At 37.2% G+C, this 16,609-nt stretch carries 17 protein-coding genes and 1 riboswitch; of the genes, 5 read left to right on the top strand and 12 right to left on the bottom strand.

All coding sequences use genetic code 11. The features are described from left to right. Positions 1 to 66 precede the first annotated feature (66 nt). Positions 67 to 258, bottom strand: a riboswitch (cobalamin riboswitch). 483 nt (positions 259 to 741) lie between these two features. Further along, a complete protein-coding gene (fdhA, locus tag ABD006_RS12585) occupies positions 742 to 1,956 on the top strand; it encodes a formaldehyde dehydrogenase, glutathione-independent (protein WP_343841642.1) in 1,215 nt (404 codons plus the stop codon). Positions 1,957 to 2,040: 84 nt separating this feature from the next. Here the strand turns inward: fdhA and ABD006_RS12580 are convergent, their stop codons facing one another. The 3 genes from ABD006_RS12580 to betA all read right to left on the bottom strand — a co-directional run bounded on the left by ABD006_RS12580 (position 2,041) and on the right by betA (position 6,766). Beyond that, positions 2,041 to 3,444 (bottom strand): MDR family MFS transporter, encoded by a 1,404-nt coding sequence (locus tag ABD006_RS12580; protein ID WP_343841639.1) that lies wholly within the window; start codon positions 3,442 to 3,444, stop codon positions 2,041 to 2,043. 417 nt (positions 3,445 to 3,861) lie between these two features. Further along, a complete protein-coding gene (locus ABD006_RS12575) occupies positions 3,862 to 4,881 on the bottom strand; it encodes a hypothetical protein (RefSeq protein ID WP_343841636.1) in 1,020 nt (339 codons plus the stop codon). Between the two features lie 199 nt (positions 4,882 to 5,080). Beyond that, positions 5,081 to 6,766, bottom strand: coding sequence for a choline dehydrogenase (gene betA, locus ABD006_RS12570; protein ID WP_343841634.1), 1,686 nt, complete (start codon positions 6,764 to 6,766; stop codon positions 5,081 to 5,083). A 478-nt stretch (positions 6,767 to 7,244) separates the two neighbouring features. Between betA and cudC the strand changes: the two genes are divergently transcribed. Continuing rightward, positions 7,245 to 7,820, top strand: coding sequence for a choline uptake/conversion transcriptional regulator CudC (gene cudC / locus ABD006_RS12565; protein ID WP_343842195.1), 576 nt, complete (start codon positions 7,245 to 7,247; stop codon positions 7,818 to 7,820). Positions 7,821 to 7,977: 157 nt separating this feature from the next. Here cudC and ABD006_RS12560 read toward each other — a convergent pair whose 3' ends face one another. The 8 genes from ABD006_RS12560 to ABD006_RS12525 form a co-directional block, all read right to left on the bottom strand. Continuing rightward, positions 7,978 to 8,388: a Spx/MgsR family RNA polymerase-binding regulatory protein gene (locus ABD006_RS12560; RefSeq protein ID WP_343841632.1), complete on the bottom strand. Its 411-nt coding sequence runs from the start codon at positions 8,386 to 8,388 to the stop codon at positions 7,978 to 7,980. A gap of 29 nt (positions 8,389 to 8,417) precedes the next feature. Beyond that, a complete protein-coding gene (locus tag ABD006_RS12555) occupies positions 8,418 to 9,026 on the bottom strand; it encodes a TetR/AcrR family transcriptional regulator (protein WP_343842193.1) in 609 nt (202 codons plus the stop codon). A gap of 723 nt (positions 9,027 to 9,749) precedes the next feature. Beyond that, positions 9,750 to 9,986, bottom strand: a complete 237-nt coding sequence (locus tag ABD006_RS12550; protein ID WP_343841629.1) for a hypothetical protein — start codon at positions 9,984 to 9,986, stop codon at positions 9,750 to 9,752. After that, positions 9,983 to 10,507, bottom strand: coding sequence for an RNA polymerase sigma factor (locus ABD006_RS12545; RefSeq protein WP_343841626.1), 525 nt, complete (start codon positions 10,505 to 10,507; stop codon positions 9,983 to 9,985). The genes ABD006_RS12550 and ABD006_RS12545 overlap by 4 nt, the downstream gene beginning before the upstream one ends. Before the next feature lie 183 nt (positions 10,508 to 10,690). Next, positions 10,691 to 10,864 carry a hypothetical protein gene (locus tag ABD006_RS12540; RefSeq protein ID WP_343841623.1) on the bottom strand — a complete coding sequence of 58 codons (174 nt, stop codon included), beginning with the start codon at positions 10,862 to 10,864 and terminating at the stop codon, positions 10,691 to 10,693. A 134-nt stretch (positions 10,865 to 10,998) separates the two neighbouring features. Then, positions 10,999 to 11,598 carry a hypothetical protein gene (locus tag ABD006_RS12535; RefSeq protein ID WP_343841620.1) on the bottom strand — a complete coding sequence of 200 codons (600 nt, stop codon included), beginning with the start codon at positions 11,596 to 11,598 and terminating at the stop codon, positions 10,999 to 11,001. 3 nt (positions 11,599 to 11,601) lie between these two features. Further along, positions 11,602 to 11,811, bottom strand: coding sequence for a hypothetical protein (locus ABD006_RS12530; protein ID WP_343841618.1), 210 nt, complete (start codon positions 11,809 to 11,811; stop codon positions 11,602 to 11,604). A 1,536-nt stretch (positions 11,812 to 13,347) separates the two neighbouring features. After that, positions 13,348 to 13,806, bottom strand: coding sequence for a hypothetical protein (locus ABD006_RS12525; protein WP_343841616.1), 459 nt, complete (start codon positions 13,804 to 13,806; stop codon positions 13,348 to 13,350). A gap of 325 nt (positions 13,807 to 14,131) precedes the next feature. On the opposite strand from ABD006_RS12525, the gene ABD006_RS12520 reads away from it, so the two are divergent. Continuing rightward, positions 14,132 to 14,284 carry a hypothetical protein gene (locus ABD006_RS12520; RefSeq protein WP_343841614.1) on the top strand — a complete coding sequence of 51 codons (153 nt, stop codon included), beginning with the start codon at positions 14,132 to 14,134 and terminating at the stop codon, positions 14,282 to 14,284. A gap of 430 nt (positions 14,285 to 14,714) precedes the next feature. Next, complete coding sequence (locus tag ABD006_RS12515) at positions 14,715 to 14,882, top strand: hypothetical protein (RefSeq protein ID WP_343841612.1); 168 nt, start codon at positions 14,715 to 14,717, stop codon at positions 14,880 to 14,882. Between the two features lie 357 nt (positions 14,883 to 15,239). Here the strand turns inward: ABD006_RS12515 and ABD006_RS12510 are convergent, their stop codons facing one another. After that, a complete protein-coding gene (locus tag ABD006_RS12510) occupies positions 15,240 to 15,869 on the bottom strand; it encodes a hypothetical protein (protein ID WP_343841610.1) in 630 nt (209 codons plus the stop codon). A gap of 111 nt (positions 15,870 to 15,980) precedes the next feature. Here ABD006_RS12510 and ABD006_RS12505 point away from each other — a divergent pair, with 111 nt between their 5' ends. Further along, the gene (locus ABD006_RS12505) at positions 15,981 to 16,523 is read left to right on the top strand and encodes a DUF6431 domain-containing protein (protein ID WP_343841609.1); all 543 of its coding nucleotides are present in this window, start codon (positions 15,981 to 15,983) and stop codon (positions 16,521 to 16,523) included. Positions 16,524 to 16,609 lie beyond the last annotated feature (86 nt).

The following is a 16,609-nucleotide window of genomic DNA, read 5'->3' as shown; positions in this document are numbered from 1 at the left end:
TATAAAGGAAACGACAGATTATATGAACCTTGTTCTGTCGTTTCATTCTCTCTTACCCCGGGGAAACGAAACGTCCGAGCTGCGGCAGGTCTCCTGACTTGTGCTTCAGCCTACTAGGGGCCTTCCCATATGAAAACCGTAAAGCCATTCATACAGTGGATATCCCGTTCGTCCACACTCACAGTTGCGGGGACAGTTCCGGATTCTCACCGGATTCCCTTTTAAGACATAACTGTCACCACAGCTCGCGAACACTATATATAGTGATAATTTTTATTTTTTAGCAATATATTGTATCTATTAAACTATCACAGTTTTTGCATAAGTTCAATCATCGATTATTAATAGCCTGGTAAAAACGATATTTCATACCAAGGCCAGCTCATTCCCGTATAGTTCCAAAGTAGGATTTTTATAAATTTCGTAAGCGCTTACAAAGTTTGACACAAAAATGGTTTTGGTAAATGTTATCTTCTAATTACTACTCAAATATACCTATGTTTCCATTAAGAAAGAAATAGAAATGGAGAAAGGCTTCCAGAATTCTTCAAAAAGATAATCGTACAAGCACACAACCAATGCCTGGACTAATGATCCTGCTTTATTAAAGGGGGGGATTCATACAGCTCTTTAATGCAACTTCATCAAAAGAGTATTTCAGTCAGTATCAGCAGGAGTTCAACCGTTATGAAGTACTTCTCAGCGTATAACAGAGGTACTATCACTTTTAGGAGGGTTATCATGGCAGGCAATCGAGGTGTCGTTTATGAAGGTCCCGGAAAGGTTTCGGTTAAAGACATTGATTTTCCCGATTTAGTGTTAAAGGATGGTCCAGGTGTTCCTGCTTCTAATGTGGGACGCAAATGTGAACATGGTGTCATTCTTAAGGTTATTACTACGAACATATGCGGCAGTGACCAGCACATGGTGCGCGGACGTACAACAGCACCTGAAGGACTGGTTCTTGGACACGAAATTACTGGTGAAGTCATAGAAGTAGGAAGAGACGTCGAATTTATTAAAAAGGGAGATATTGTTTCTGTTCCATTTAATATTGCATGCGGACGTTGTGATATGTGCCGTCAACAAAAAACACATATCTGTACAAATGTTAATCCCGAGCGCCCTGGTGCTGCTTACGGTTATGTAGATATGGGAGGATGGGTTGGAGGACAATCCGAGTATGTCATGGTTCCATATGCGGATTTCCAGCTCCTCGTCTTTCCTGATAAAGAAAAAGCCATGGAAAAAATACTGGACTTAACCATGTTGTCCGACATTTTTCCAACAGGCTTCCATGGCGCCTATTCAGCCGGGGTAAAAGTGGGGTCAACCGTCTATGTAGCTGGAGCTGGTCCTGTCGGCTTGGCTGCGGCCCATTCGGCTCAACTATTAGGAGCCTCCACTGTTATCGTAGGCGATTTAAAAGAAGAGCGACTGGAACAAGCCAGAAGTTTTGGATGTGAAACCGTTAATCTTAGTAAACATGATCGTTTAGGTGAGCAGATTGAACAAATCCTGGGTGTACCGGAAGTTGACTGTGCTGTCGATGCCGTTGGTTTTGAAGCATCCGGCCATGGAGCCAACGCAGGAGAACAGCCGGCAACCGTTTTAAACGCCATTATGGATATCACACAGGCAGGTGGACAGCTCGGCATTCCGGGTTTATATGTAACGGAGGATCCCGGAGCAGCTGACACAGATGCACAAACAGGATCATTAAAAATACGGCTCGGCCTTGGGTGGGCAAAAGCACATACATTTGTCACCGGACAGACTCCTGTCATGCAATATAATCGTCACTTGATGAAATCCATTTTCTCCGGTAAGGCGCAAATTGCCAAAGCTGTTAACGCAACAGTTATCAATCTCGATGAAGCCCCGCAAGGCTACAGTCAGTTTGATAGTGGCGTTGCCCGGAAATTTGTTATTGATCCACATGGTTCGATTCGCTGATTTAAACGTATATTCTATAAGGAACGTTTTAAGGAGCTGAAAATGGCACTGTGCCCTTCAGCTCCTCTCTTATTTCCCCTGACTTTATTCCCCCGCATGCCGTTTCTTTTCTCTTAAAAAGAACGAAAGTATCAATCCCGTAATGGCAAATATAAAAGCAACCAGAAAGGCTGTTTTTACACCGTTCAGATAAGCGGAAGGATCCAATGCTTCAGAGCCGGCAGCTGTTCGACTGATAAAGGAAATAATAAAGGTTAACCCCAGCGATCCTCCAAATTGCCGGGCCGTATTGATAACCGCTGTTCCATGCGAAATCAGGTGATCAGGCAAAGCATTAATACCTGCCGTCATAATTGGCATATTAATCATGCCGACACCTGCCATAGAAAGCATAAATAAGACGATGGTCATGACGAACGGTGTATCAAGTTCAAGAATCAAGTGAAAACCAAGTGTGCTTAGACAGAGTAAAACAAAGCCGATGATGGCAATCGTTTTCCCACCGTATCGATCAAACAATTTCCCTGCAAACAGAGACATTGATGCAAGGGTCAAAGCTCCAGGCATCACAATCAACCCACTATAATAAGCTGAATATTGCTGTGCGTTCTGGACATACATTGGCAAAATGGTCTCTGTGGAAATGAGTAAGCTGAAAGAGAGCACTGAAATAAACGCTACAAGCGCAAAAACAGGTACTTTAAGTACACGCAGCTCCAAAATCGGACTCTTTAACCGCAACTGTCTGCGCGCAAATAATCCTATTGCCAGCATACCTGCAATCACACTGCCAAGCGCACCAGCATCTGTTATTCCTGCCTCTTCAGCCCTGTTAAACCCGTAAAGAATTCCTCCAAAGCCAATGGATGACCATAATATAGATAAGACATCGATTTCCGTCTTCCGCTGTTCTGTAATATTACGCATAAACAAAAATACGCAGGCCAGAATACAGGCTGCAACGAAAAGGATTAAGAGAAACAATGCGCGCCATTCAAAATAGTTAATCATAAGACCTGATATGGGAGGACCTATCGCGGGAGCCACGTTAATCACGAGTCCTGCCAGCCCCATCGCAGCCCCTCTTTTTTCTTTGGGATATAGAAGAAACATGATGGTCTGCATTAAGGGAATCATAATTCCTGAGCCAATGCCCTGCACAATACGTCCTGCTATCAGGAATGGAAAGGAAGGCGCAAAAAATCCGAGCAATGTCCCTGCAAAAAACAGAAGCATTGCACTCATCATTAATGTTCTGGTTTTAAACCTGTCAATGAAATACGCCGTTATCGGAATAAGTATGGCAGCTGTTATCATATAACTGGTCGTCAGCCATTGAACGTCAGTGGAATCAATCGCAAACTCATCCATAATTTTTGGAAAAGCTGTAATGAGCAGAAATTGCGTAAGCACCGATAAAAAGGCTGCAGATAATGTAGTTGCGATTATTAATCGTCTATGTAAAGGTGATAAGTCCACCGTATTCATACTGTTGCCGCTCCTTTCCCATCCTCATAGCCCGGCCCATCTCATGAATTCATTAGCGATAAGCTGTCAGCCTCCTATCCTGTAAAAGGAACAATGAATCTATTCATCAAGAGCTCTCGATTTCTTATGATAAACGAAACTTGATGGATATACGTATATTTTGCTTCTTTGAGGAGAAACTATTTCGTAAAGTTTTCCATTTACATAGGATATCAAAATACAGCCTGTAAGTTCCAACTAAGGAGGTATGAGAAAAAAATGTTTAATGACAGTGCGGAAGAGCTTGCAAACAAAATATATGAGGAACAAAAGAAGAAGAATGAGGAAGCGATTAATGAGGCCAAAAAAGATATGAGCGGGAATTAAAAATGGTTAGGATCCCCTAACCATTTTTTTGTCTATTGTCTTTTTAAATCTTTATTTATGGCTCGAGTTTTGGTTATCTGAATCAGTCTCCTTGTTTCCCCGACCAAATTTTCGAATGATTTCAAGACAGAGCCAAAACAATTGAAAGCTTGTCTCCAGGTTCAGCCTCCCATTATTTGTATCTAAATTCAGTTTTTCCCGTTCTTCTGCATCGGTTTCATCCAGGTGAATATTAACAATCCATTGCTCCCCGTTTGTTAAGTCCATTCTTTTTGAAATGATGGTCCGGTCTTCTGAGGGTAACATTTTGTCTGTTCTATTTTTCAAAACGTTTATCAGGTGCGACGGAGAGCTATCCAGGCTGACACTGCTCCCTAATTTTTCAGGCTCTAAACCCTTTCCGTCAATAAATGAGATTGTCTGTCCGTCAATTTTATACAAAGAATAATCACAGCCAAAGTCCAATTGACTCAAGGTTAATTCATCTTTTATAAGTGTTGATAAATTATTTCTGAGCTGACGGAGAAAACGACTCATTTTGTTGTAACGCTCTTTGAAATGGTAAAAACCATCCTGAGTCTCCTGTAAATTTTCGATCAGTCTCTGAATATGTTCGCTATAATCCATTAATTTTTTCTGTGTTTCTTCTGTATCCTTCTGTAGATCCTTAAAAGAGAAATCCCGTTTATCAATAAAAGGTAAAAACAAACGATATTCCTCTTCCTTCACCTTTTCATAAGCCTCCAGATTCATCTTTTTCTGTTCAACCCTGGACAAGTCAATCACTGCATATAAGTAAATGATCCATATGAAGAACACAACTGAGGTTCCGACTAAAAGATAAACAACATATGGCTCCGGCAATAATGTAATACTCAAAGAAATACCCAGTATTCCGAGCAGCTTTACAATCGTCATCATCATACGGTTTATTGAAAAAATTTTTCCCAGCATTGCTTTAACCAGGGAACTGAGCTTTAATTTATTTCTTCTTGTTGAATGAAAGGCATTATGAAGCTCATTAACATAATCATCGATGTTCTTTAAGTCATCCTGCATTTTTGAACTCAAAAAAATATCCCTCTTTCTTTTGAGTTTTATTCCATCCTATTACAGCTTCCGGAATAATATTTATGAAATTCCGATATAATTCGGTTTTCTCAGGATAGTGGATGACTGAACAAACAAAGAAAGGCCTCTTCCAAAAATGTATGTTTGCATGGGCAAATACATTTTGAAAGAGGCCTTCTCTAAGAAAATATTTAAGGGTTTAACCTGTTACTGTACCTGCATCAGCCGGATCTACTCCATGACGGTAGTAATCAGCATGAATTGGCTCAAGCGGTTTACGTCCAAGGATGATATCTGACGCTTTTTCCGCAAGCATTAACACAGGTGCATGGATATTCCCGTTTGTTACATATGGCATAGCGGATGCATCAACCACACGCACATTGTCGAGCCCATGGACTTTCATCGTTTGCGGGTCCACGACAGACATAGGATCTGACTCAGGTCCCAACTTTGCTGTACAGGACGGATGAAGGGCTGTTTCCGCATCCTTGGCCACCCAGTCCAGGATCTCCTCATCTGTTTGAACGGAAGGACCAGGAGAAATTTCACCTGAGTTGTAAGGTTTCATCGCTGGCTGAGACATAATTTCCCTTGTCACTCGAACGGCTTCCACCCATTCGCGACGGTCCTGTTCGGTTGAAAGATAGTTGTAGACCATGCTTGGATGCTCTTTAGGATCCTTTGAACGAATCTTTAATGATCCACGGGCATCAGAGTACATCGGTCCAACGTGGACTTGGAATCCGTGTTTTGTAGCCGCTTTTTGTCCATCGTACCGTACAGCAACCGGGAGGAAGTGGAACATGAGATTTGGATAGTCAACATCCTCGTTTGAACGTACAAATCCTCCACCTTCGAAATGGTTGGTTGCCGCAGGGCCTTTACGTCCTAGTAACCACTGTAAGCCGATCCAAGGCATCCGAGCTTTATTTAAGCTAGGCTGTTGGGAAACCGGTAATGGACAGGAATACTGGATGTAAACTTCCAAGTGGTCCTGAAGATTTTCCCCTACACCCGGCAGGTTAACTTTTGGCTCGATACCAACAGAGCGCAAATGTTCAGCGTCACCTACACCAGAAAGCTGAAGCAGCTGTGGTGTATTGATGGCACCTCCAGCAAGAATCACTTCGCCTGCATTGACATGATGAGTCTTTCCGTTTCGCTGATAGGTCACACCACCGGCACGTTTGCCTTTAATGTCGATGCCTGTAACGAAAGCACGTGTTTTCACTGTAAGGTTCGGGCGTCGCATCGCCGGACGTAAGTAAGCACGTGACGTTGACATCCTTCTTCCTTTATAAACATGTTTATCAAATGGGCCAAAGCCTTCCTGACGATACCCGTTTACATCAGGTGTTCGGGAATAGCCAGCTTCGACTGCTGCATCAAAAAAAGCTTGGAACAATGGATTTGTCGCAGGCCCGCGTTCCAATTTAATCGGACCATTATGGCCACGAAGCTCATCATCCGGATCTGATCCCAAGGCATTTTCCAGGCGTTTAAAATATGGAAGGCAGTGGGCAAAGCTCCACGATTCCATGCCCGGATCGGCACCCCAGCGCTCATAGTCCAGTGGGTTCCCCCGCTGATAAATCATACCGTTAATGGAACTCGAACCCCCAAGCACCTTTCCTCGAGCGTGCTTGATACGGCGACCATTCATATAAGGTTCAGGATCAGATTCGTATTTCCAGTCGTAGAAGCTTTTTCCTGCCGGGAACGGTAAAGCTGCCGGCATCTGAATTAACAGGTCCCATGGATAATCACTGCGGCCAGCTTCCAGGACAAGAACACTTCTCTTTCCATCTTCACTTAAACGATCGGCAAGTACAGAACCTGCACTGCCTGCTCCAATAATGACATAGTCAAATTTTTCGTTCATATTCCAGACCTCCTTAATTGTTGAAAAAACGAAGAGTCAAAACCAAATAAACATAATTCATTAAAATTTGCTTTAGGATTAAGATTAGTTCCATACATTGACTTCTTCGTACACGATGATGTTTATCTAAAATTTCTACACCCCGATTAGAATCAGGACTCGAAATGCCAATAAAAGATCAGGTGGTTCTTTGTATTCATCCAATCCCCACCTGCATCACTTACGGCCCAGGGTGAGACATATGAATTCCACCTCTGCCCGAATTGCTTCTTCATTAACTTTGTTAAATATTTATTTAACATATTGAATATTTTAAATATACCATAGTAAAATTTTTTTGTAAACCTGCGTCTATTCTCTTTTCATTTTTTGACATTTGCTCCAGTTAGGTTTTTAATAGTGGTAGATAATTAAATTTATATTGAATTAATTGAACCTGTAAAACATATGGAGAAAGGTGAGATTTTCCTTGGGAGAAGTGGATGGTAAGCAGAAGAAAGCTGAAGAATTGGTTGACCAGGCAGAAGGTGCAGTCATTAACTCAATTTCCGAGACCATGGATCTGTACGGGGTCACTCCGTCCATTGGCAGATTATACGCAACGATGTATTTTAAACATAAACCGATGACACTTGATGATATGAAAGATGACCTTGGCATGAGTAAGCCAAGCATGAGCACGGCCGTACGTAAATTACAGGATATCAATATTGTCCAGAAGGTATGGAAAAAAGGATCACGGAAAGACTTGTTTCTGGCCGAGAAAAATTTCTTTCAATATTTCTCCCTGTTTTTTGGTGATAAATGGGAAAGAGAAGCGAAATTGAATCTTAACGCGATTAACTACGCAGAAGAGAAGCTGCAGCAAGTCCTGGATGATGAGGAAGCAGGAGAAGATTTAAAGGAGCGAGCGGAACAGGACATACAACAGCTGGAGGACTACAGAAAATATTGTCACTGGCTGGAGCGACTTGTCCAATCTATTGAATCCGGTGAGATTTTTGAGTTTTTACCGATTGAGGAAGAAGATTCAGCTAATAACGAAAACAAATGAACACTCCCAAATTTGAAATGAAATGACGTAACCTAATTTCTAACTCAAAATAATTTCCAGCAGTAAAAAAGCGATGCTTCTTTTAAGCATCGCTTTTTCTAAATGGTGAGTAAAAAACCATGGCCTTCTTCGGTACATATCCATGGTGCGGTAGGTGTTAATTAGTTGGGTTAACGTTAAGCAGGTTCAAACGGCTCATCCTCCAGTTTAAACGGGAATTCCTGGGGAGGAACTGTCGGATCCCTTCATCACTATAGCCTGCCTGCAATCTTTTTTCATCAACAATAATAGGACTTTTAAGTAACTTCGGTTGTCTGTGAATCAATTCAATGAGCTCCTGAAGTGATAATTCATCAAGGTTAAGATTCAAATCTTTATATGCCTTAGACCGCGTGGCCATAATTCCATCGGTCCCATCTTCTGACATGCGTAAAATATTATGAATTTCACTTACAGTTAGAGGTTTATGTAAAATATTCCTCTCCACAAAAGCTATTTCATTCTGTTCCAGCCACTTTCTCGCTTTCCTTGTTGATTTACACCCTATTCCATAAATCGTAACCGTCATTGGGAGTCCCCCTTTCATTTTTTGAAGGCTTAGGTTTCCTGGTAGACACCATGTTTTAATAATTCCATCTGAACTTTAAATTGTTCAGTTGCCTCATCATCCGATAATTTATTCGATAATTTTACAATTATATTATGGAAGGCTACAGCAGACATCACTTGCAGAATGGAGAGCAAATCCTCATCCTCTTTAACCTTCAATTTTTCTCTGTTAATGGATTCAATCACTTTATAATAATGGTTATTGTCATACGTCGAATCAAATATTGAGGTGAAGGAGTTTTCCACTTTATTCGTCGCATATAACAGTGCATTTTTTATAAAGTTATGCTCCTCCTCATCAGGCATCATGACCAGAAATTTGTGATACATATCCACCATAGCTTCGAAAATATCGCCATTATGATGATCCAGTATAGATACAAAATACCGTTTACTCTCATCTAATTTCTTATCTAATAAATAAAAATAAAGGTCCTCTTTATCCTGAAAATATTGATAAAAGCTTCCCCGCGGAATACCAGCTGTTTTTACAATATTTGCAATGGAGGCTTCAAATAGAGCGACCCTTGCAAACTCCTTTTCGGCTGCATCTATCAATTTCTTTCGTTTATGATCCGGCAAATTAAAAAACGTCATTTTTGGCAATGTTATTCCTCCAAAAATATGACAGCGTGTCATTTTCTGATACGTTTATTTTATATGACACACTGTCATATGTCAACAAATAAAGATGGCAAAAGTCATCTTTAATCCGAAGATGATTGATCTCCATCTTACTTCATTGAGCATGAAATTTCTAAACCGCATAATATTAGATTAGCCAAAAAGAACTTTTACATTCCCCTCTTTTTTGGCTGTTGTTAAACAAGTGGAGAAAATGTGCGGTGTTCTATATCATCATTCCATGAAAGGACAGAGCAGTCAAAACTCAAATATTCAAAAATGCCAAACCTGAATTGCTTAATAATAGATGAATAGGTATGTAAAAAGGAAAGATTGGATTGAGAAACGTCCAATCTTTCCTTTTTACAGATTTATTTCCTTTTTTTATGAATGAATAAGCCTGATCCGCTTCTTGCAGCATTTGACAGGTCGCAGCATAAGTCTCGCGCCCATCACTTGGAATATCATAGTTATCGGTAATTCTGCGTAACTCTTGAAGCTTCCCATAAGTCTCGTAAACTCATGGAAAAGGAACCCACTATTTTTCATTAAAAATTACTCCCATTAGATTTTTGCTAATCATAATATGTATTTCTTAAAGAGGGTCCGTCTTTGCTTCAGCCTGCTTCCGTTCCAAATATTTATTAATTAGATTTACTATGGCTTTATATCTATTGCCCATTACCGGAATTCATTTCAAATAAAGAAAATGGGTGTGAAGAATAATAATAGTACAAAAGCCAATGGATAGAATACAAGGCGACCAATGGAATTTCCGCTTATGCCCAATATCTCCAGTGGATCCCGGGCTGGTCCGTAAATCCAGTTTGGCAGTCGTTCCAGCTTACTGCTTTTCATCGGAAGTTCCGGTACTTCCACGTGAAATTCATCTAATTTGTTTTGAATCTCATTCGGAATCTCCTTATTACTCATTTATTACCCTCCAATAATGCTTTTAATTTTTTTAGCGAAGCATCCAGTCGTGATTTTACGGTCCCTATCGGAATTTCAAGAATTCCAGAAATATCCTTCTGTGTAAGATCGTGATAGTAAGTTAAAAGAATAACTGCTCGTTGTTTATCGGGGAGTTGTTGAATTGCTGCTTGAATTGTAAATTTATCTTCGTATGATAAGTTCTGTTGCTGACTATTCACATATAAAAAAGGCAGTATCTTTTTCATTCGACTGCGTTTTTTAAGGCGGTTGATCATAAGTTGGTAGGCTATGCGAAACAAATAGGTTTTGATATTGGACTTTTTTTCGTCGAAGTATGCCTGATATTTATGAAATTTGACAAATGTATCCTGAACAAGATCAAGGCACAGTTGTTCATCCTGGCAGTATCGGAAAACAAACCGATAAATTGGCGCCTTATAAATAACAAATAATTCCTCAATCGTATGCTCAACTCGCTTTTTACTTTCGTAGGATGCAGCATCATTATTTGAACTCATCGGACCACCGCTCTTTTATCCCTTTAAACACAAATGCGATTCTGGTGATGAACCAAATAAAAGTGATTAATGAAAACACAAACGTTTGATGAATAAAAAACTGTATCCAAGGACTGTCAATATTTTCGCCCCTAAGCAGGAATAACATTAAACCTGTTATACACAAAAATGTATAAAGAGAGGCTATAATGATGACATAATCCCATCTCGTCCAGTAAAAATAAATATCGGACTTCCTAAAATCAATGTCTCCCTTTTGTCAGGTACAACCTTTTTATTCATTGTCCCAATTAGGATTGCAAGAGTTGTTCCGAGAATTGCTGCTACAATCAAACCAATTAACCATCCCAAAGCCATAAGTAATCGACTCCTTTTCATCCTTTTACTAACTTATACAGTTGAACTGATGAAAAGGTTCACTTATATTTCAAATTTTTATTTATTCCGCAAAAATGGCCCATTTGCGGAATTCAACACACACGATACCGTCTTTACTCAGTTGGTTCATTCCATAACCTCTCAAAGGTTCCCCCTTTACTATCTGCAATAATAGCAGATACTGCAAATATTGTACCTACATATGGAACAAATGATAAAATACCAAGTGCAATACTCTCAACATCACCTTGTAGTTTAGTATTATAGGAAGTTGTATTAACATAGTAATATGTAAAGCCATCTTTTCCTTTAAAATACTTTGGATTAGTATAACCATTTGGTGATATTTTTTTAGAATGATTTACTTCTATAAAACGTTCACCATCTAAATATATATTTCCATCAGCATCTGTGGAATATTTTTTTTCATTTCCGTTAATATCCGTATAAATACCTTTTGTTTGGTTAGAATTTGTAAATGTTAGCTCAACCTTATTATTAGTTTTTTTATTAAGTGTAGTTCTTGAATTATCAGTTTGAGTTACTTTAAAAGTATCATCTTCATATAAGACACCATTCTTCTTAATATTAAATTGTTCAATTTGATTTTGGGGAGTCTCAGTAGCAGCTTGTACAGCTTGGACTGGTAAAGAAGTTGCTAAAATACAAATGACCATAATAAGAGATAAAGATTTTGCAATACTTTTCTTCATAAATTACAGCTCCTTATTTTTTGATTTTTCTTTTGAATATAAGTGTATATTGAACAAGATACCTAGAATACTAATAAATCCAGATATAATAAAAATCAAATCAGCTGTTTTTTTCCATGCAATAACAGAAGTTATAAGCATACATATTATTAAAATACTTGAAACAGCAATGATTACATTAAAAATTTTGTTATTAAGATTTTTATTACTCATAATAGTCTCCTTAGAATAATATTATGTGAACCTATTAGTGATTATAAAACAGTAGAATTGAAAAATAATACATCTATTCAAAAGTTACTATTTACCATATTATACAACTAAAGCAAAGGAAACCTGGATGTACTCAGACATATTTGTATTTGACCAATGTCGTTATTTATATAACTTAATCCCATCAATTGATTTATTTAAAGAATTTTTCAATGAAAATATACAAAACCAAATTAAAATAAGAGCATGTATCGATTTAATATTGAGAAACCACCATGACATCGATCCTCAACTATTTCGGGGTGGGTCTATAGAAAGCCTATATGGTTATAACAAAATTCCTTATTCAGGACTAACTGATCGAAAAAACATAAATAAGAATATTAAATGATAGATTAAACATGATATGTTTTTTTAATCTGCTAAGGAAAAAGGCTTCCAAAAAGTACTGGAAGCCTTTTTTAACAAAGCATCTTAATACATGAGCAAAAACATGAGCAATCATGAATTTGAAACTTTAAAAACCCTGTTATAATAAAGTTTTATAAGTTATATTACATCATGCCGCCCGTAAGCTTTGAGAGTGTAATATCGTTAACGAGAGGTGCAAAATGTGCGGTGAATCAACGTTTTGGATATTTTTGGCTGTAACATCTTTAACGTTGGTTTACCGTTTTTTATGGGATTGCGTTAACAAAATGTTAGCATTTTGTTAACTCCTTTTATCAGTTTTATTTGATTTCATCGCTATCAAAATTAAAACAAGTAAATGAATTGACAAATTGAGTAGTTCTTAGGCATATGGCAATAAAGCAAAAATATATAGCGTCCCCTCCCCTGTCAAGAGCGTTTTGGGAGATTTAGCAAGTTCATTTAGTTAAAACAAGCTCGATCAAGTTCTTCGAGAACACATTGATAAATTTTAGTGTTTAGATTCACACTTTTGACAAAAGGCTCCGTGTAATGTTTCGCGTTCAAATACTATACCACAATCGGGACTAGTATCACTACTTGACATACAGCTTTCACAAACAAACCCACCTGAATTATATATGTATTGCCCACTTCTCTTTACGTAATTTTCATTTTTCAATTCTATAATACTACATAAAAATAACTCCCTCTAAGTAGCAGTTTAATTTTTAACCTGTCTACTTAGAAGGGAGCATATCAGTATAGATATTTCTCTTGAAAATTAAGTTTTTCAAGGCGGTTTTCTCATCTTTAGTAGAATGTTCCATAAAAGAGCAAATTAATAATAACAATAACAACAGGCGTACCAAAGATTAAAAGGGCTGATTCTTTTCGAGAAGGATTCTTAAACAAAAACTCCGATGTAATCATTAAATACATCATAAGGTAGTACCAAGCCCTTGACGGAAAAATTTGATTAAGAGTCACAGAAATTAAGATTACAATGAATATATAAATAGATTGTTTTTTATCAGCTTTCATGAGAATACACCCTAACAGCAAAAGAACACTGATTTACGTGCTACTTGCCATAATTTCCCTTCATTTAGATTATACTATATTTTAAGTATGTTCAACAACGGAATATTGAGTGATTAAATTGTTTCTACCTGAATCTGAATAAACATAAACTTCGTATTTTACGTATACAGTATCAGTCTTATCAATATCATAATATTTTTCAGTTGTCCACCATGTGTTTTGATCTTTGGGCACTAGTTTTGAAACTTGTTTCCCGATAGCAAATCCAGCAGCCTGTCCAAGTAATCCTTTCTTGATTAATTTTCCTACTTTTCCCCCAGCGTAAATAATTGCTGTATCTGTGGCAACTTTCGTTATGTTATTTACTGCAACATTATCCCTTTTAGTAGTTTCCAAATGCTTCCAATCAAACCCGGTACCAAAGCCTGGATCTTCATAAGCAAATGGTTTAATTCCAGACGAGGTTTGTGCAAAGCTGGTAGTCGTAAATAATGACATCACCATTACTAAAGCTCCTAAAATTGTTAAAGTTTTTTTCATTTTAGTTCCTCCCCTATTGTAAGAATTACTAAAATTGATTTCTAGTATTTGCCATTCTAGCAAAAAATATTTAGTTGTAAATAGAATTTTAATAAAGTTATTATAAGTGTTAATATTAAAAAAATAGTGACAAAAATAAAACGATTCCTCAGAAACTTTATCTGTAACTGCTAGATTAAGTTAACAGTTTCCGCTAGATAAGATTGAACACTTTTTCTCCAAAATCACCTCAATTCATCTACTATTAAATAAGAATAATAGATGAGTTAGAGGGTGAATATTGCCATTTTTTGAGCCACCTATAACAAAAGGGAACCATTATCATTTGAAAGCAATTATTTATAAATCTAAATCACCTTTATTGAATTTGGAACGTAGCTTCGGAAAAGTGGTGATGCTCAAAAAACGTCAAAAGGTTGAAGAGATTGAAACAACTCCGATTGAGGAAAGAAAAGGTATTTGGAGCGGTGAGAATTAGAAGAATTTTTAAAGGTAGTCCGTGAAAATGGCTTAGATTTAAACCTGGAACGTTTTTTTGTTAGCCTTTTCCAGGATGCGGTCAAGGGAGTCGCGCGCTCTCAAATGGTCGGATATTACATTTAGTAAAAAGGAAGTAATAATCACGAAATATTATGAATTGACGCCTACATAAGACAGGATCCATTCATACGATTAATATGGAAGATGAAATCATACAACTCCTAAATCCCATCGTTAAGGGCATATCAAAATTAAAATGAACACCGTCACAAAATCAAGGACTGCGCATGATTCGACTTTCATGTTTTGTAGGGAGAAAGGTTATCCGTTTATCCAGAAAACCATTTTCAATAGAATGAGTCGGTTGCTCCAATATACCAAGATCACAAAAAAGCGACTCCTCACATTTTAGACACTCTCATATTGGTATGATGGCAGAAGCAGGGATCGATTTAGCGACCATTATGGAAACTGCTGGTCATGAGGATGTGAAGACAATCATAAAAATTATACACGTAACCAATAAAATAAAAAAGGACGCTTCCGTAAAAGTAAAATCTTTATACGAAAACGCCCTTTCAGAAATAATTTTATAAAAAATGTGATTTTTATGTGACTTTTTGCATCATATTATGAAATAACACTTGCCACAAACATTGTCACATCAGCGATTACGGGCGATATTACATCATGCCGCCCGTAAGTTGAAAGTGTGTAATATCTTTAACGTGGGGTGCGAAAATCGCGGTAAATCAACGTTTTTGATGTTGTTGGTTGTAACATCTTTAACGGTGATTTACCGTTTTTTATGAGATTGCGTTAGCAAAATGTTAGCATTTTTATTAACATCAATTGACAAAACTAAATATACTTGGGTTATGATTACCTTTAAACTACTATATAAAAATTAGTTTTTTTAGATGATAATTCACTTAATTTGAATTTTACAGTTATTACTTAGAGGAATGTACATTAGAGCTAATTAACATTTTATCTTTGTTGTACGATAAGAACGTGATATTACCAATTTCATTGTCTTCTATATTTAATTTAGAGTTAATTAGTTTAAAAAAATCATTATTATGTGTACTTAAAAAAATTTGCTTTTGATTTCGATTTATAAGTGTACCAATCACATCCACAAAAGAATAAATGTTTACATCATCTAAATTTTGAAATGGATCGTCTATACCTAATATTTTAAGGTCACTCCAACTATGCGTAGTATTAAGTGATAAAAATACACTTAGAGCCAAAATGGTTGATTGTGCAGCACTAAAAGTAAGACTTGCATTTACTTCTTGCTTTAATTCTTCAAGATCATCATTTATAATTTCTCCATCTTGTTCCATAAGTAAAATATATAGTTCACCTTTTGCTGCAACTAACTTAATTTTTTTATAGAAAGCATGCGGTGAAATTTGCTTAAAATAATAGTTAATGTTCTTGCTTTGTTCTTCAAGGTACTTATTTAAGAGACTTGTTTGTACTCTTTTATGCCCCTTTAAAAATAGGTCAATCTGATCTAATAGATTATTGTTCTCATCGAGTTTTATATTTAATTCATTAATGTGAATCAGCATTTTGTTTCATACAAAACCGCCCGAATTTAATCAAAATTTTTAAGATAGTCCTCTAGGCCCTTCTGATATAATGTGCTAAATTTTAAGCAGATTATTTCAGGGGGAATTTTTATGGCTCAGTTATATCATAACTTCGAAGTTGATTTTAAAACTTACGCTAGATTAGGCCAAAACAATTGTTTTCCTGACTACGATTCTTGTCCTGAGTGCCATTCTAAAGATCGATTGTCTCGTCATGGATTTTATTGGAGGTATGGTGTGACTGGTATTATTACGCAGAGAGTTCCTATATGTCGGTATCGTTGCCGGAACTGCAAAAAGACATTTTCAGTCCTGCCCAGCTTTTTTATTCCTTATTTTCAACACACTTTAGAGACTGTTATGGATATGATTCATGAAAAACTAGTAAATAATAAGAAGAAGAGTTATAGACAATTAGTAGACTTCTATGTCAAACGATTCTTTAGCCAACTATCTTGGGTTCATATGTGCTTGGCTGACTGGGGGAATATCATTGATTTTCAAGAGGTGCATCAACAAAAAACAAAAGCCATAAAATATATGACAATGATCCGAGATTTTGGCGAATCCACCTTCTTACGAAGGTCAAAGGGTCATTTATCATCTTATTTTATGGCTCCTCCTCCATCATAGCATAAGCACATTATTTGGGGAAATGATGGGGGATGGTTATTTAATTCAGCCATTCCACACACCTTTTGCATAGGCAGGCTTGAAAT

Source organism: Salinibacillus aidingensis, assembly GCF_039522525.1.
Classification (GTDB): Bacteria; Bacillota; Bacilli; order Bacillales; family Alkalibacillaceae; genus Salinibacillus; species Salinibacillus aidingensis.
The sequence above is the reverse complement of the archived record's forward strand: the minus strand, read 5'-3'. Positions and strand labels throughout refer to the sequence as shown.

What these genes read in the sequence shown, in the direction of transcription:
- fdhA (WP_343841642.1), top strand. Translation starts at nt 742, where the DNA reads ATGGCAGGCAATCGAGGTGTCGTTTATGAAGGTCCCGGAAAGGTTTCG.
- ABD006_RS12580 (WP_343841639.1), bottom strand. Translation starts at nt 3,444, where the DNA reads ATGAATACGGTGGACTTATCACCTTTACATAGACGATTAATAATCGCA.
- betA (WP_343841634.1), bottom strand. Translation starts at nt 6,766, where the DNA reads ATGAACGAAAAATTTGACTATGTCATTATTGGAGCAGGCAGTGCAGGT.
- ABD006_RS12560 (WP_343841632.1), bottom strand. Translation starts at nt 8,388, where the DNA reads ATGACGGTTACGATTTATGGAATAGGGTGTAAATCAACAAGGAAAGCG.
- ABD006_RS12555 (WP_343842193.1), bottom strand. Translation starts at nt 9,026, where the DNA reads ATGACGTTTTTTAATTTGCCGGATCATAAACGAAAGAAATTGATAGAT.
- ABD006_RS12550 (WP_343841629.1), bottom strand. Translation starts at nt 9,986, where the DNA reads ATGAGTAATAAGGAGATTCCGAATGAGATTCAAAACAAATTAGATGAA.
- ABD006_RS12545 (WP_343841626.1), bottom strand. Translation starts at nt 10,507, where the DNA reads ATGAGTTCAAATAATGATGCTGCATCCTACGAAAGTAAAAAGCGAGTT.
- ABD006_RS12540 (WP_343841623.1), bottom strand. Translation starts at nt 10,864, where the DNA reads ATGGCTTTGGGATGGTTAATTGGTTTGATTGTAGCAGCAATTCTCGGA.
- ABD006_RS12535 (WP_343841620.1), bottom strand. Translation starts at nt 11,598, where the DNA reads ATGAAGAAAAGTATTGCAAAATCTTTATCTCTTATTATGGTCATTTGT.
- ABD006_RS12530 (WP_343841618.1), bottom strand. Translation starts at nt 11,811, where the DNA reads ATGAGTAATAAAAATCTTAATAACAAAATTTTTAATGTAATCATTGCT.
- ABD006_RS12525 (WP_343841616.1), bottom strand. Translation starts at nt 13,806, where the DNA reads ATGAAAAAAACTTTAACAATTTTAGGAGCTTTAGTAATGGTGATGTCA.
- ABD006_RS12515 (WP_343841612.1), top strand. Translation starts at nt 14,715, where the DNA reads ATGATGGCAGAAGCAGGGATCGATTTAGCGACCATTATGGAAACTGCT.
- ABD006_RS12510 (WP_343841610.1), bottom strand. Translation starts at nt 15,869, where the DNA reads ATGCTGATTCACATTAATGAATTAAATATAAAACTCGATGAGAACAAT.
- ABD006_RS12505 (WP_343841609.1), top strand. Translation starts at nt 15,981, where the DNA reads ATGGCTCAGTTATATCATAACTTCGAAGTTGATTTTAAAACTTACGCT.